This window comes from Mammaliicoccus sp. C-M13 (assembly GCF_022386845.1).
GTDB classification, from domain to species: domain Bacteria; phylum Bacillota; class Bacilli; order Staphylococcales; family Staphylococcaceae; genus Mammaliicoccus; species Mammaliicoccus lentus.
On record NZ_JAJNHQ010000001.1, the window covers coordinates 137,401 to 151,928 of the forward strand.

At 31.4% G+C, this 14,528-nt stretch carries 16 protein-coding genes; 13 read left to right on the top strand and 3 right to left on the bottom strand.

What is annotated here, in order from left to right; genetic code table 11:
* Positions 1–44 precede the first annotated feature (44 nt).
* Positions 45–974 carry a CobW family GTP-binding protein gene (locus LQ615_RS00700; protein WP_218688233.1) on the top strand — a complete coding sequence of 310 codons (930 nt, stop codon included), beginning with the start codon at positions 45–47 and terminating at the stop codon, positions 972–974.
* A gap of 11 nt (positions 975–985) precedes the next feature.
* On the top strand, positions 986–1,894 hold the full coding sequence (locus LQ615_RS00705) for an aldo/keto reductase (RefSeq protein WP_239703960.1): 909 nt from the start codon (positions 986–988) through the stop codon (positions 1,892–1,894).
* 67 nt (positions 1,895–1,961) lie between these two features.
* Here LQ615_RS00705 and LQ615_RS00710 read toward each other — a convergent pair whose 3' ends face one another.
* Positions 1,962–3,161 carry a M20 metallopeptidase family protein gene (locus LQ615_RS00710; protein WP_239703961.1) on the bottom strand — a complete coding sequence of 400 codons (1,200 nt, stop codon included), beginning with the start codon at positions 3,159–3,161 and terminating at the stop codon, positions 1,962–1,964.
* Positions 3,162–3,334: 173 nt separating this feature from the next.
* On the opposite strand from LQ615_RS00710, the gene LQ615_RS00715 reads away from it, so the two are divergent.
* The 9 genes from LQ615_RS00715 (at position 3,335) to LQ615_RS00755 (ending at position 12,282) form a co-directional block, all read left to right on the top strand.
* Positions 3,335–4,096 carry a DeoR/GlpR family DNA-binding transcription regulator gene (locus tag LQ615_RS00715; RefSeq protein WP_239703962.1) on the top strand — a complete coding sequence of 254 codons (762 nt, stop codon included), beginning with the start codon at positions 3,335–3,337 and terminating at the stop codon, positions 4,094–4,096.
* Positions 4,093–5,004, top strand: a complete 912-nt coding sequence (pfkB, locus tag LQ615_RS00720) for a 1-phosphofructokinase (RefSeq protein WP_239703963.1) — start codon at positions 4,093–4,095, stop codon at positions 5,002–5,004. The genes LQ615_RS00715 and pfkB overlap by 4 nt, the downstream gene beginning before the upstream one ends.
* A gap of 18 nt (positions 5,005–5,022) precedes the next feature.
* Complete coding sequence (locus LQ615_RS00725; protein ID WP_239703964.1) at positions 5,023–6,963, top strand: PTS fructose transporter subunit IIABC; 1,941 nt, start codon at positions 5,023–5,025, stop codon at positions 6,961–6,963.
* A gap of 143 nt (positions 6,964–7,106) precedes the next feature.
* Positions 7,107–7,892 carry an alpha/beta fold hydrolase gene (locus LQ615_RS00730; RefSeq protein WP_017000971.1) on the top strand — a complete coding sequence of 262 codons (786 nt, stop codon included), beginning with the start codon at positions 7,107–7,109 and terminating at the stop codon, positions 7,890–7,892.
* Positions 7,893–8,129: 237 nt separating this feature from the next.
* On the top strand, positions 8,130–9,476 hold the full coding sequence (locus LQ615_RS00735) for a hemolysin family protein (protein ID WP_017000969.1): 1,347 nt from the start codon (positions 8,130–8,132) through the stop codon (positions 9,474–9,476).
* Between the two features lie 3 nt (positions 9,477–9,479).
* Positions 9,480–9,794: a DUF3817 domain-containing protein gene (locus LQ615_RS00740; protein WP_017000968.1), complete on the top strand. Its 315-nt coding sequence runs from the start codon at positions 9,480–9,482 to the stop codon at positions 9,792–9,794.
* 121 nt (positions 9,795–9,915) lie between these two features.
* Positions 9,916–10,638, top strand: a complete 723-nt coding sequence (locus LQ615_RS00745; protein ID WP_239703965.1) for a pseudouridine synthase — start codon at positions 9,916–9,918, stop codon at positions 10,636–10,638.
* Positions 10,639–10,651: 13 nt separating this feature from the next.
* Complete coding sequence (locus LQ615_RS00750; RefSeq protein WP_103268639.1) at positions 10,652–11,476, top strand: aldo/keto reductase; 825 nt, start codon at positions 10,652–10,654, stop codon at positions 11,474–11,476.
* Between the two features lie 83 nt (positions 11,477–11,559).
* A complete protein-coding gene (locus LQ615_RS00755) occupies positions 11,560–12,282 on the top strand; it encodes a YwiC-like family protein (protein ID WP_064210855.1) in 723 nt (240 codons plus the stop codon).
* Positions 12,283–12,377: 95 nt separating this feature from the next.
* Here the strand turns inward: LQ615_RS00755 and LQ615_RS00760 are convergent, their stop codons facing one another.
* The gene (locus LQ615_RS00760) at positions 12,378–12,626 is read right to left on the bottom strand and encodes a GlsB/YeaQ/YmgE family stress response membrane protein (protein WP_026023751.1); all 249 of its coding nucleotides are present in this window, start codon (positions 12,624–12,626) and stop codon (positions 12,378–12,380) included.
* Between the two features lie 51 nt (positions 12,627–12,677).
* Entirely contained in the window at positions 12,678–13,319 is a 642-nt protein-coding gene (locus LQ615_RS00765) for a hypothetical protein (protein WP_017001200.1), read from the bottom strand.
* Between the two features lie 184 nt (positions 13,320–13,503).
* On the opposite strand from LQ615_RS00765, the gene LQ615_RS00770 reads away from it, so the two are divergent.
* Positions 13,504–13,860, top strand: a complete 357-nt coding sequence (locus LQ615_RS00770) for a PadR family transcriptional regulator (protein WP_064204687.1) — start codon at positions 13,504–13,506, stop codon at positions 13,858–13,860.
* Positions 13,832–14,527, top strand: coding sequence for a DUF1129 family protein (locus LQ615_RS00775; protein ID WP_147641093.1), 696 nt, complete (start codon positions 13,832–13,834; stop codon positions 14,525–14,527). Before LQ615_RS00770 ends, LQ615_RS00775 begins: the two co-directional genes overlap by 29 nt.
* Position 14,528: the final 1 nt, after the last annotated feature.

Consider the following 14,528-nt stretch of genomic DNA (forward strand, 5'->3'; position numbering starts at 1 on the left):
GTTTATATTGGAATATCATATAATGACAGAAAGGTGGTAGAAACATGAGTAGTGGCAAAAATATAAAAGATAAAATGAATATTACAGTGCTGACGGGCTTTTTAGGAAGCGGAAAAACAACTTTACTACAAAGGTTAATAATAGAAGCGAAAGAAGCAGGTAAAAAAGTTGCAATTGTTATGAATGAATTTGGTTCTTTTGATGTTGATAGCCAGCTTTTAGGTGAAGGTATTTCAAGTAAAAGCTTATTAAACGGCTGTATATGCTGTTCTTTAAAAGATGATATGGAGGTTGTACTTCATAACTTATACCACAGTGAGAAACCAGATTTAGTTATTATAGAAGCTACTGGGATAGCGCACCCGGTAGAAATAGTTGATGCATGTCAAAATCCTACTATTGTAGATAAAGTACATATGCCTTTTATTATTGGTGTTATGGATGGTAAAAGATACATAGAAAGAGATCGCTATTCTAATCAAACTAAACATTTAATGGAAGAACAAATGGCAAATGCACATGTAATAGTAGTTAACAAATCTGATGAACTGTCTAATGAAGAAAAAGGGATGCTTGAGGATCATCTAAACGAAATAAAACATCAACCAGATGTCTATTTTACAAATTACTCTAAAATAGACCAAATAATTGAACGTGATGATGCAATAATTAATATAGAAGGTAAACATAGTCATCATCATGGTATTCAATCCATTAATTATACGTTTGATGGACCTATAAAGATGGAACTTTTAATTCGTTTCTTACAACAGTTACCTGATTCTATATTGAGAATAAAAGGATTTGTAAAATTCCAAGAAGAACCAGATCAGACTTTTTTATTCCAGTATGCGTTCGGAGTGCCTCAGTATGAACCAGAAATGATGAACATGCCGTTAACAATTGTTATTATAGGGGAAACAATAGATAAAGCATATTTACGTAATAAATTAGACATGTTGAACTTTACTTAGGAGATGATGGGATGGAGCGTATTCGAATAAATAAACACGTCAGTTATTCTAGAATCATTCATGGATTTTGGAGATTAAATGAATGGGGTTATAGTAACCAACAATTAAATGATTATATGCACGATATAGTTGATCGCGGTATTACAACAATGGATCATGCAGATATATATGGCAATTACACATGTGAAAGTTTATTCGGTGATGCTTTAGCGCTTACGCCGAACTTAAGAGAAAAATTAGAAATTGTAACAAAATGCGGAATAATTCTACCTAATCAAAGTAACACTGAATTTAATGGGCATCGCTATGACCAAAGTTATGAACATATCATTCAATCTGTTGATCGTTCGTTGACGAATTTAAGAACGGATTATATCGATACGTTGCTTATTCATAGACCATCTCCACTGATGGATCCTGATGAAGTGACTAAAGCTGTCATGCACCTTGTAGAACAAGGGAAAATAAAAGCTTTTGGCGTTTCGAATTTTAAATGTAACCAATATGAACTATTGAATGAAAGCCTCAAAAAAGAAATGTCACATATTTCGGTTAACCAAGTTGAAGTATCGCCATATGAATTAGAAAATATTGAAGATTGTACACTGAATAGAATGTTACAACATGACGTAAAAGTTATGGCTTGGAGTCCATTGGCTGGTGGAGCGATTTTTAATGAAGATGATCCAAAAGCAAAACGTATATTAGATACAATTCAGCCAATAGCTGCTAAATACAACGTTAGTATAAGCACGATTATATACAGTTGGTTATTACGTTTACCATCAAAAGTTATGCCTATTGTTGGTTCAAGTAAAATTGAAAGAGTAGACGAAGCGGTTAAAGCAACTAAAATATCGTTAACAGACCAAGAATGGTTTGATATATATGTAGCGTCGCGTGGAGAAGATATATTATAGAAAAAAGCACTAAATCGTTAATGAAATTCAACGGTTTAGTGCTTTTTTCTATGTCACATAGATGTCTTTATGATTCTAAATCAAGTCGATTTAGCACGATTTCTCCTAATGATTTACTTGCAACAGCCATGCAATCTTCATTCACTTCGAATTTAGGATGATGATTCATATAAGGTGTATCTGTATTTTCAGGTTTACTACCAACAATATAGAAAGTACCAGGAATCTTTTGTAAATAATAAGCAAAGTCTTCTGACCCTGATGCTTGTGGTATTTCTATCAAGTGATTGAAATAATCGCCTTTACTTTTCTCAAGAATATCTACCATTTTATCCGTTTGTTCTTCATGGTTATAGAGTACTGGATAGCCATAATGATAGTCTAAATTACATTCAACATCGAAACCTAAAGCGATACTATCTGATATTTTCTTGATCTCTTCGTACATTTTTTCTTCATAATCAGGATTTAAATATCTTGCTGTTCCTTTAATCGTGACACTATCTTGAATCACATTATATCCACCTGGAGCTTCAAATGCACCAATTGTAATAACGCCCATTTCAAGAGGATCAATTCTTCTTGATACAACTGTTTGGATTGTATTTACAAAGTTTGTGCCAGCTACTAAAGCATCGTGTGTTTTGTGTGGGCTTGCAGCATGTCCACCAAGTCCATTAATAGTTAGTTTAAATGTTGAGCTACCTGAAAAAGCTTTTCCTTTATGATAGCCAATAAAGTCAGGGCTAGCTACAGGAACGATATGAATACCATAAATCTCATCAATATCATCTAAGGCTCCAGATTCAACGATAGCTTTAGCGCCACCTGGAGGTTTTTCTTCAGCGTGCTGGTGAATGATTTTAATTGTTCCTGGTAATTCTTCTTTTAATTCTATTAGTGCATCAGCTAGCCCCATTAGATAAGCAGTATGCACATCATGACCACATGCATGCATTACACCTTCATTTGTAGACTTAAATGGTACATCTGCTTCTTCTGTAATTGGTAATGCATCAAAATCAGCTCTTAATCCGATTCTGCGACCTTCTTTTCCACCGTTAATTTCTACAATAATTCCATGTTCATCTTTAACAGGTTGTGATATTTTAACATTTTTATCTTGATAAAATGATTTGATATACTCTGCTGTATTTTCTTCTTCAAATGATAATTCAGGATATTGATGTAGATGTCTTCTAATCTCTATCATTTCATTTTCTCTTTCTTCAATCAATTTAAATAATTTTTCTTTTAAATCATTCATATTTTGCCTCCTTAAATATACAAAAAAAGTATAACAATAATCTTTTTTTGTATGAAATATTTGCACTTATAAATACCAAAAAAATTTTATGATTGTTTTTGAATGTTTTTGGTTGAATGTGATTGACTTTTTAATGAAAACGTTTTATCATATCAATGAACAGGGGTGATGTGATGTTAACTGAAGAAAGGCATCAACTCATAATTGAGACGATTAAACAACGGGAAACAGTATCTTTACAAGATTTAATTCAATTAACGCAATCAAGTACTTCAACTATTAGAAGAGATTTATCGCTACTTGAACAAAATGGCTTTTTAAAAAGAGTACATGGTGGCGCGACGCAAATAACGAAACGACATGAAGAAAGAGATATGTCAGATAAAGAAATGCGTTATCAAAATGAAAAGAGAGAAATAGCGAAAGTTGCAGCTAGACAAATTTCAGAGGGCGATACGATTTATTTAGATGCAGGAACAACAACTTTAGAAATGATACCTTATATTAATCAGCAAGATATAGTTGTCGTAACTAACGGTTTAACGCATGTAAAACCATTATTAGAAAAAGGTATAAAAGTTTATATGACAGGCGGAGAAATTAAATCTACAACATTAGCGAATATAGGTGTAAATGCCGTTAAATCTTTACAGAAATATCGATTCGATAAGGCTTTTATGGGCATGAATAGTATAGATTTAAAGTATGGCTTAACTACACCTGATCCAGATGAATCAAAAATGAAAGAAACAGCAATTCATCTTGCTTCACACATTTATGTGCTATTAGATCATTCTAAGTTTAATGAAGTATCATTTGCAGAAGTGGAAATTGATAAAGGTTTTGAAATATTAACTTCTGAAAAAGCAATTAATGAAATAGAGAATATTACACTTTATAAAGAAAAGTATGAAATTAGTGGAGGTTTAAAATGATTTATACAGTAACATTTAATCCATCTATAGACTATGTTATGTTTACAAATCAATTTGAAGTAGGTGGATTAAATAGAGCACATGAAACAAATAAGTTTCCTGGAGGAAAAGGTATTAACGTTTCAAGAGTGTTGAATACTTTAAAAGTTGAAAATACAGCAACAGGTTTTGTTGGAGGATTTCCTGGAGAATTTATTAAAGATAAATTAGAACAGTCCAATATTTTAACTGATTTTATTGAAGTAGAAGAAGATACAAGAATTAACGTAAAGTTAAAAACTGGTTCTGAGACTGAAATTAATGGTCCAGGTCCAAATATCGAATCACAACATTACGAATCATTTTTAAATAAAATGAAACAAACAACTTCGTCTGATACAGTCATAATCGCTGGAAGTGTACCAAGTACATTAAAGAAACTAGTATATAAAGAAGTTGCAGAAATATTAAAAGAAACCGGTGCTACTCTAATTGTTGATGCAGAGAAAGATTTAATGAAATCTATACTTTCTTTTGAACCGAAATTTGTGAAGCCAAATAAAACAGAATTAGAAGAAATTTTTGATAAAGAAATTAATACAGATCAAGAAGTAATTGAGTGTGCTAAACAGTTAATAGAAGAAGGCGCTCAATCGGTCATCGTTTCACTAGGTGGTGAAGGTGCAATCTATGTGGATTCGAACATTCAACTTAAGGCAATTGTGCCTAACGGAGAAGTAGTTAACACTGTAGGTTCGGGTGACAGTACAGTGGCAGGTATGGTTGCTGGATTAACAACTGGTAAGGATATTGAAGAAGCATTCAAATTAGCTGTAAGTTGTGGAACAGCTACAGCTTTCAATGCAGATTTAGCTGAACATGAAGATATAGAAAGAATTCTATCTAAAGTAACGATTAAGCATTTGTAAAATAGGGAGGTTAATATTATGAGGATTACAGAACTCTTAACTAAGGAAACAATAGCAATGGATTTATCAGCAACGACTAAAGATCAAGTAATAGATGAACTTGTATCTCAATTAGATAAAGCTGGTAAATTAAGTGATGAAAAAACATTTAAAGAAGCAATTCATACAAGAGAGTCACAAAGCACAACTGGAATTGGTGAAGGTATTGCTATACCACATGCTAAAACAGATGCTGTTCAATCAGCAGCAATTGCATTTGGTAAATCGATTGAAGGCGTTGATTATCAATCGTTAGATATGCAACCAGCGCATTTATTCTTTATGATTGCTGCACCGGCTGGCGGAGCTCAAACTCACTTGGATGCGTTAGCTAAACTTTCGGGTATTTTAATGGATGAAGCAGTACGAGAAGAACTGTTACAAGCTAATAGTGAAGAAGAAATTTTAAACATTATTAACAAACATGATGATGAAGCGACAGATGATGAGTCTAACGAGGTATCAGAAGCAACTCCGATTCAATCTGAAAACGTTGAAGAAGAAGGATTAATTTTAGCAGTTACAGCTTGTCCAACAGGTATCGCGCATACTTATATGGCAGCTGACTCATTGAAAAATCAGGCTAAAAAAATGGGTGTACCAATTAAAGTAGAAACAAATGGTTCAGGCGGAATTAAAAACCATCTAACTGATGAAGATATTGAAAAAGCAACAGGAATCATTGTCGCTGCAGACGTACATGTTGAAACTGACCGTTTCGATGGTAAAAATGTTGTGCAAGTACCTGTAGCAGATGGTATAAAAAGACCAGAAGAATTAATCAATATGGCTCAAGATACTAGTCGTAAACCATTTGTAGCTAAAGGTGGCAAACAAAGCTCATCAACTTCAAATGAAAAACAAAGTGTATCTAAAACAATTTATAAACATTTAATGAACGGTGTTTCAAATATGTTACCACTTGTTATATCTGGTGGTATCTTAATGGCAATCGTGTTCTTATTTGGAGAAAACTCATTTGATGCTAAAAGTTCACAATATAATGAATTTGCAGCAAACTTATGGCAAATTGGTAGTGAAAGTGCCTTTAAACTAATTGTACCAATCTTAGCTGGTTTCATTGCACGTAGTATTGCAGATAAACCAGGTTTCGCGTCTGGTCTTGTCGGTGGTATGTTAGCAGTGGCAGGTGGTTCAGGATTCCTAGGTGGTATTATAGCAGGTTTCTTAGCGGGTTATTTAACTGAAGGTATTAAATATGTTTCTAAAAACTTACCTCAAATGTTTGAAGGTTTGAAACCGACATTAATATATCCAATTCTCTCAGTTTCCATTACTGGTTTACTAATGGTTTATGTGATTAACCCACCTACAGCGTGGTTAAATAATTTATTATTAAATGGATTAAATGATTTATCAGGTTCGAATATTGTATTACTAGGTTTAGTAATCGGTGCTATGATGGCAATTGACATGGGTGGTCCATTCAATAAAGCTGCATATGTATTTGCTACAGCAGCATTAACAGAAGGTAACGCAGCAGCTATTACAGCAGCAATGGTCGGTGGTATGATACCTCCAATCGCAATTGCTACAGCAATGTTACTGTTCAAAAATAAATTTACAAAAACTCAAAAAGGTTCTATTTTACCAAACTATGTTATGGGACTTTCCTTTATAACAGAAGGTGCCATCCCGTTTGCAGCAGCGGATCCACTACGTGTCATTCCATCAATGATGGTAGGTTCAGGAATTGGTGGTGCGATAGCTTTAGGTTTAGGTTCTAGCATTCAAGCACCACATGGTGGTATATTTGTAATATTAGCTACAGACTTTGGTCATGTATTACAAACTTTATTAGCAGTAATAATAGGTGCTTTAGTAAGTGCTATTATATACGGATTACTTAAACCTAAATTAACACAAGATCAAATTGATATAGCTGAAGAAATAGAATAAAAAATTAAAAATTTATATAAAAAAACCGACATTGTAAAATTACGTTGTCGGTTTTTTATTGAAATCATTGATAAAATTTTATATGATGAATAAAAATATTGTAAGATTTCATAATATGGAAATTAAGAGGAAAGATGTAAAACATGTTATATTATAAGACGATTATAAAATCTGAAGAAGCAGAATGGGTTACCTTGTTACACGGGGCTGGAGGTAGCTCTTCTATTTGGTTTAAACAAATGAGATATTATAGAAAGCACTTTAATGTTTTACTTGTTGATTTAAGAGGTCACGGCAAATCTGCAAATAAAGAATGGAAGAAAAATGATTCATTTGAACATTTAGCTAAAGAAGTCATAGACGTACTCGATCACTTAAAAATTAAAAAGACGCATATTATTGGGATGAGTTTAGGCACAATTGTTGGGCAAACAATGGCAGATTCGTATCCTGAAAGAATTACAACGTTAGTTTTAGGTGGCGCAATTATTAATGTTAATTTAAGAACTAAATTCTTATTAGCTATTGGTAGGACTATTATGAACTTTGTGCCTTATATGTTACTTTATAAATTATTTGCTTATATCATTATGCCTAGAAAAGAACATGAAGAATCTCGATTGAGGTTTATAAACGAAGCTAAAAAAGTTTCACAAAAACAATTTATAAAATGGGTTAAGCTAACCAAATTAGTGAATCCATACTTAGCGCATTTGCAAGTGGCTACAAAGAATATCCCGACTTTATTTATTATGGGAGATGAAGATTATTTGTTTATGCCACCTGTAGAACGGTTAGTAAAAGACTATGAGAACTTTTATTTAGAAGTTATCGAACAAGCAGGGCATGTATGCAATATAGATAAGCCAGAAGAATTTAATAAAATTAGTTCACAGTTTATAATGAAACACAACGAACTATCTTTTTAATGGAAAATGTATGCGTAAAATAATATATGCATACATTTCTTCTTATTCATTTTAATTAGTAGTAAAATGTGTTAGACTTAACTCAATATGCTATAGTCGGGAGAGGTGACGCAAAATGGGGAGGATTTAGTTTTACACTTAAATTCAAGCATGTTTTCTTTAAAAATAGAACTAAAAAGGTGGCCCAAGCGTCACCGCAAAATATTTGGAGGTGAATCCCTAGAAATAGGGAACTAATTGGAAATTTCGACCATAATAAACTTTATTGTATTCTTTATATTAATTGCATTTACAATGGTATTCGTAGGTTCTGAATTCGCGCTTGTTAAAATACGTATGACGAGAATAGAACAACTTATATCTGAAGGAAGTAAGTCTGCTAAAATTGTATATAAAATGGTAAAAGAATTGGATTACTATTTATCTGCTTGTCAGCTTGGTATTACTGTGACTTCACTAGGATTAGGTTGGATTGGTGAACCAACATTTGAAGTTCTTATACATCCTGCATTAGACTTCTTTAATTTACCAGATGCACTTACTACTACATTTTCTATCGTTATCAGTTTTCTAATTGTTACATTTATTCACGTAGTAGTTGGTGAACTTGCACCTAAGACTGTTGCTATTCAACAAGCGGAAAAACTATCATTATTTTTTGCTAGACCGCTTTATTATTTCGGTATCGTTATGAAACCATTAATTTGGTCTATGAACGGAACAGCTAGAATACTTGTACGTACTATTGGTATTCAACCTACAAATGAAGAACAAGCAATGTCTGAAGAAGAATTAAAGCTTATCATGACTCAAAGCTATCAAAGTGGTGAAATTAACCATACAGAATTAGCTTATATGCAAAATATTTTCTCATTCGACGAAAGATTAGCAAAAGATATCATGGTACCTAGAACACAAATGGTTACATTAACTGAACCATTTAATATTGAAGAACTGCTCGAAATTATTAATGAACATCATTATACACGTTATCCAATTTCTGAAGACGGCGATAAAGACCACATAAAAGGCTTTATCAATGTAAAAGAATTTTTAACAGAGTATGCTTCAGGCAACAAAATTAAAATTAATGCCTACATTCATAATTTACCACTGATTCATGAAGTTACAAGAATCAGTGATGCATTAGTGAAAATGCAAAAAGATCATGTTCATATGGCATTAGTTATAGATGAATATGGTGGTACTGCTGGTATTATTACAATGGAAGATATACTAGAAGAGATTGTCGGAGAAATTAGAGATGAATTCGATGACGATGAAATAAATGATATTATCAAAACTGGTGAAGATACTTACCAAATAAATGGGCGTGTCACACTTTCTGAATTAGAAGACAAATTTGGAATTGATTTTGAAGATTCAGATGATATAGATACAATTGGTGGTTGGCTACAAGCTCACAATCCTGAAATAGAGAAAGATGACTATGTCGATACAGAATATGACAAATGGGTTGTCATAGATGTAGAAAATCATCAAATTAGAACTGTAGCACTCCATAAAGAATTTATAAAAGAAAGAAAAAATCTCTTTGACGAAGATGAAGAAGACGAGGATTAAGACGTGAATAAAACAACTTTAACATCACTTTTTAGATTTACAGGCTATTTAGAAGGCGGTTCGTTGTTATTATTAATATTAATAGCGATGCCAATTAAATATATGTTAGATATTCCAACTGTAGTCTCTGTTATAGGTATGTTACATGGCGTTTTATTTTCTTTATATCTCATTATGATTTTAATAATGACGACCATAGTGCGCATTCATATAAAATGGCCAATAGTAGCTTTAATTTCAGCATTTATTCCTTTTGGTACTTTTATATTTGATCGCTTCTTTATTAACAGTAAGACTTACGATAATATAATAAAATAATTTTTAAAAGAGTCTGGGACATAATTAACTGTTCCAGACTCTTTTTTGTATTCTATTTTCTTTAATCTTTTTCTTCGTGTAGAATAATAATATAAGATGGATTAAGAGAGGAACCATAGGTATGAGAATTAATAAATTTTTAAGTGAAGCTGGTGTCTGTTCACGTCGTGGAGCAGATAAATGGATAGATGATAAACGTGTAAGGATAAATGATGAGTTAGCAACTTTAGGCTCACAAGTGGAAGATTCTGATGTCGTAAAAGTTGATAATAAAGTTATAACGATTGATAAAGGTTATGTATATATTGCTTTGAATAAACCGAGAGGCATTACTTCAACTACAGAAAAGCATATTAAAGGCAATGTAGTAGATTATGTGAACCACCCAGAAAGAATATTTCATATTGGTAGATTAGATAAAGATTCAGAAGGCTTATTGTTACTTACTAGTGATGGCGATATTGTAAATGAAATATTGCGTAGTGAAAACCATCATGAAAAAGAATATGTCGTGACAGTTGATAAACCTATCACGAAAGAATTTATTAAAAATATGTCTAATGGTGTTGTTATATTAAATCAAAAGACATTGCCGGCGAAATTAGAACAACTCAATGATAAAACTTTTAAAATTATTTTAACGCAAGGTTTAAATCGTCAAATTAGAAGAATGTGTGAAACATTAGGCTATAATGTTAAGAAGTTAAAACGTATACGTATAATGAACATTAAGTTAGATGGTATCAAATATGGAGAGTGGCGAGATTTAACAGCTGAGGAATTTAATACACTTACTCAAACACTTTCATATGAGCCGAAAAGAGAGCGTATGAAATCTAAATAAAGGGGATTTTAAAATGGTCAAGTTAAATAACAATGTAGAGATTCCAGAATTAGGATTAGGCATTTACAAAATAGAAGATCAAGATGTTGAAAGGGTAGTTCAAACGGCAGTAGATGCAGGATACCGTGCAATAGATACAGCTTGGTTCTATAAGAATGAAAAAGCGTTAGGAAAAGCATTGAAAAATTTAAATGTACCACGTGAAGAATTATTTATTACAACAAAGCTGTGGAATGATTTTCAAGGATATGATAGAACAATAAAAGCATTTGAACAATCAATGGAAAGTTTAGATTTAACATATTTAGATATGTATTTAATTCATTGGCCATGTCCAGAAGATGAATTATTTATAGAAACTTATAAAGCATTAGAACAACTATATAAAGATGGCAAAATTAAAGCTATTGGTGTATGTAATTTTAAAGAACATCATTTAGATGCTTTGTTAGCAGAAACAGAAATAGTGCCAGCTGTTAATCAAATTGAGTTTCACCCTTTATTCAATCAAGATGCATTGCAAGCTTATTGCGAAAGTAAAGGTATAAAAGTTATGGCTTGGAGTCCACTTATGAGAGGCGGAGAATGGTTAAACAATGAAACACTGAAAAGTATTGCCCAACAGTACGATAAAACCGTTGCTCAAGTTATTATTAAATGGCATTTACAACAAGGTAGACTTGTTATACCAAAATCCCAAAATAATAATAGAATAAAAGAGAATTTTGATGTCTTTGATTTTGAATTAAATGCTCAAGACATTCAAAAAATAGACGATTTGAATATTAATGAAAGACAATTTAGAGATCCAGACGAAGTAAAAATAGGCGATATGTAATAAATTAACCTTCACAAATTTGTTTGAAATAAGATGTATTTTATATATATCTTTTAGTAGAATGAATATGTGGAGGTGTTTTTATGTTTAAATTTAAAAAACCTAATCAACACGGTGTATGGTCAATGATTGTACTTCCAATTGCTTTTGGTATTGCTGTTGGAGGATTCTCGTTTTTACATTTACTACTATATTTAGGTGTTTTAGCAGTTTATTTTATGAGTGATCAAGTATTTTTCTATTTAAAAAAGAGGAAAAAGCAGAAAGGGTATTTGTATACAGCGGGCATTTTCTTTATTGTTGTACTTATTTCGTTTATTCCTATCGTGATTTTACGACCTGAAACATTTTACATATTTTTACTTATGATACCATTGTCACTAGTTAATGCTTATTTTGCTAAAAAGAAAAACGAAAGAGCATTTACAAATGATTTAATAGCTGTAATAATATTTTGTCTATTTGGTATAATTAGTACGTTGTTAAATCAATCATTATTAGATGTAAACAAATGGTTTACTGTCTTTATTATTAGTTTTCTATATTTCTTTGGTACCATTTTATATGTTAAGACAATGATTAGAGAGAAAAAATCTCAAAAGTATAAATGGAGCTCATGGCTTTATCATGCGTTTATTGTATTAATTGGATTATTAATACATCCAATTATCATGGTTATGTATATACCAAGTTTAGTAAGAGCTATTGTTCTTTACGGACGCAAAATTAAAATTATGCAAGTGGGGATGATTGAAATAGCTAATTCAGTGTTTGTACTAATCATGGGCTCTATATATTTACATTAAGATATATTGTGAGCATAAAATAAAAAATCACTGTGCCATTAGACAAATCTAATAGCACAGTGGTTTTTTATTTTTTCTTTATTTCAGAATTTCAATTATTTTCTAACCGCTTTTAAGATAAATGATAATACTAAGATTAATAAGATAGAGCCAATAAGAGCTGGAATAATTGCTACGCCGCCCCATACTGGGCCTATTTCTCCTAAAATTTTACCACCGATAGCTGAACCAATTAGACCAGCTATGATGTTACCAATGATACCACCTGGGATATCTTTACCTAAAATTGCTCCGGCTAGCCAACCGATTAAACCGCCTACGATTAACATAACTATAAAACTCAACATAGTATGTGCCTCCTTATATGTTTCTTGTTTACTTTCTATATTTACCCATTAATTTTCAGCTGAAACATAGTTCGTTGTTTTGAATAGTTTTTGCCATAAAATAAAGAAAATATAAATAAGAAATACAGGAACGAGTAAAAACCAATGAGGCGTTAGAACTATCATACATATATATGAAACGATTGTAACGATTTCACCTACTAATCTTGGATGAATAAAGTATTTATATATACCTTTTTGGTAAGTCTTCGCAAGACGTCTTCCATTTAATTCAGTTGGTTCGGTGAATAACGAAAGATAAGCAATTATTTGACCGAAGATAAATAAACTCACGCCAAAGTAAGGTAGTGATTGATAAATTGATTCGTCACTGTCTAAAAATACAATATTTAAAGACATACTAAAAATAATAATTATTATATAAAGAACGAAAAATTGATTTTGAATATAATTTGGTACGTATCTAATCTGAATCCATGTATGTAAAAATGCCCATATAAGTAACATAGCTGTTACAGCAATCGTGATGAAATTGATTTCTTTAATGATTATAAAAGATACTAATCCATTCAAAGCAATTGTTATAGAAATAGCATAATGATCGATGTGCTGTTTCTTATTCATTACTACAAAGTTATATGACATTAAGACGATACAGAGAATGATATTAATCATAACTAGGATTGCCATGTCTGTCTCCTGCCTTAAAATAGTCTCATCTTCGAATTATATCAATTTCTATTCATTTAATCACGAAATATAGTATGACAATTAAAATTCAATTACGATTTGACAAAAATATGAAAATTATAATAAGATAAATTTACGCTACTTTGTAATACAAAATAGCTATAAAAGATTAGAGGTTATAAACATGTCAATTCGAACACAAATGAGAAAAGGTCTATTAGACGCATGTATATTATCAATCATCCAATCACAACCTGTGTATGGTTATGAATTATCTAAGAAATTGAATGATTTTCAATTCGCAGAAGTCTCTGAAGGAACGATTTATCCCATTCTTTTAAGGTTATTAAATAAGGAATTTATTTATAGTGAAGTTAAACCGAGCGAGCAAGGACCAAAGAGAAAATATTATTTCATTACAGAAAAAGGTAAAGAAGAACTAGAAATTGTTACAGGAGAATGGAATAAAATTAAAGGGCCAATCGATGAACTATTAACGAGGAGTGTAGATTATGACGCAAACAACAAAACAACTGATTGATTTGAACAATAAAAAGCGTGAACAATTAAATGAAGAAGATTTAGAAGTTTATGAAGATTTTTTATTATATGTGCGAACAGATTTAAGAGTAAGTGAACATGAGACAGAAGTAATATTAAATGATGTATTAGATCACTTACTAGAAGCGACATCTAACGGTAGATCAGCTATTGAATTCTTTGGTCATGACGTGAAAGGTCATGCAGATGAAATTTTAGAGGAATTACCTAATGAATCTAACAAAGCGATTATGAATATGGTTGTGATGGGAATGGTTTATTTCTATAGTATATACTTCATAACCTCAGGAATAGCGGGTATTTTTGCAGATTATAAAACATCACTATTATCGCTAATATCAATGTTAATAATAGTACCTATTGCGGGATTCTTTATCGTAAAAGCTTTATTTCGTATTATTCAAAAATATATTTTTGATAAATCTAAGTATAAAATGTTAAAAGAAAGCTTATATGGTGGAATTATAGTAGGGATAATACCAGCTATTATAATTATAGGACCAAATATAGCATTTGGAGATATGACTAAAGTATACATACCTTGGTGGTTATATATTATAGTGGGTGTCGCAATTTATGGGATTTATAAACTGATTGGATCTAATAAAAAAGAGGGGGTGGGACAGAAATCTCATTTTAATAAATAGA

Excerpts from the sequence above, each read along its gene's own strand:
- LQ615_RS00700 (WP_218688233.1), top strand. The coding sequence starts at position 45 with ATGAGTAGTGGCAAAAATATAAAAGATAAAATGAATATTACAGTGCTG.
- LQ615_RS00705 (WP_239703960.1), top strand. The coding sequence starts at position 986 with ATGGAGCGTATTCGAATAAATAAACACGTCAGTTATTCTAGAATCATT.
- LQ615_RS00710 (WP_239703961.1), bottom strand. The coding sequence starts at position 3,161 with ATGAATGATTTAAAAGAAAAATTATTTAAATTGATTGAAGAAAGAGAA.
- LQ615_RS00715 (WP_239703962.1), top strand. The coding sequence starts at position 3,335 with ATGTTAACTGAAGAAAGGCATCAACTCATAATTGAGACGATTAAACAA.
- pfkB (WP_239703963.1), top strand. The coding sequence starts at position 4,093 with ATGATTTATACAGTAACATTTAATCCATCTATAGACTATGTTATGTTT.
- LQ615_RS00725 (WP_239703964.1), top strand. The coding sequence starts at position 5,023 with ATGAGGATTACAGAACTCTTAACTAAGGAAACAATAGCAATGGATTTA.
- LQ615_RS00730 (WP_017000971.1), top strand. The coding sequence starts at position 7,107 with ATGTTATATTATAAGACGATTATAAAATCTGAAGAAGCAGAATGGGTT.
- LQ615_RS00745 (WP_239703965.1), top strand. The coding sequence starts at position 9,916 with ATGAGAATTAATAAATTTTTAAGTGAAGCTGGTGTCTGTTCACGTCGT.
- LQ615_RS00750 (WP_103268639.1), top strand. The coding sequence starts at position 10,652 with ATGGTCAAGTTAAATAACAATGTAGAGATTCCAGAATTAGGATTAGGC.
- LQ615_RS00755 (WP_064210855.1), top strand. The coding sequence starts at position 11,560 with ATGTTTAAATTTAAAAAACCTAATCAACACGGTGTATGGTCAATGATT.
- LQ615_RS00765 (WP_017001200.1), bottom strand. The coding sequence starts at position 13,319 with ATGGCAATCCTAGTTATGATTAATATCATTCTCTGTATCGTCTTAATG.
- LQ615_RS00770 (WP_064204687.1), top strand. The coding sequence starts at position 13,504 with ATGTCAATTCGAACACAAATGAGAAAAGGTCTATTAGACGCATGTATA.
- LQ615_RS00775 (WP_147641093.1), top strand. The coding sequence starts at position 13,832 with ATGACGCAAACAACAAAACAACTGATTGATTTGAACAATAAAAAGCGT.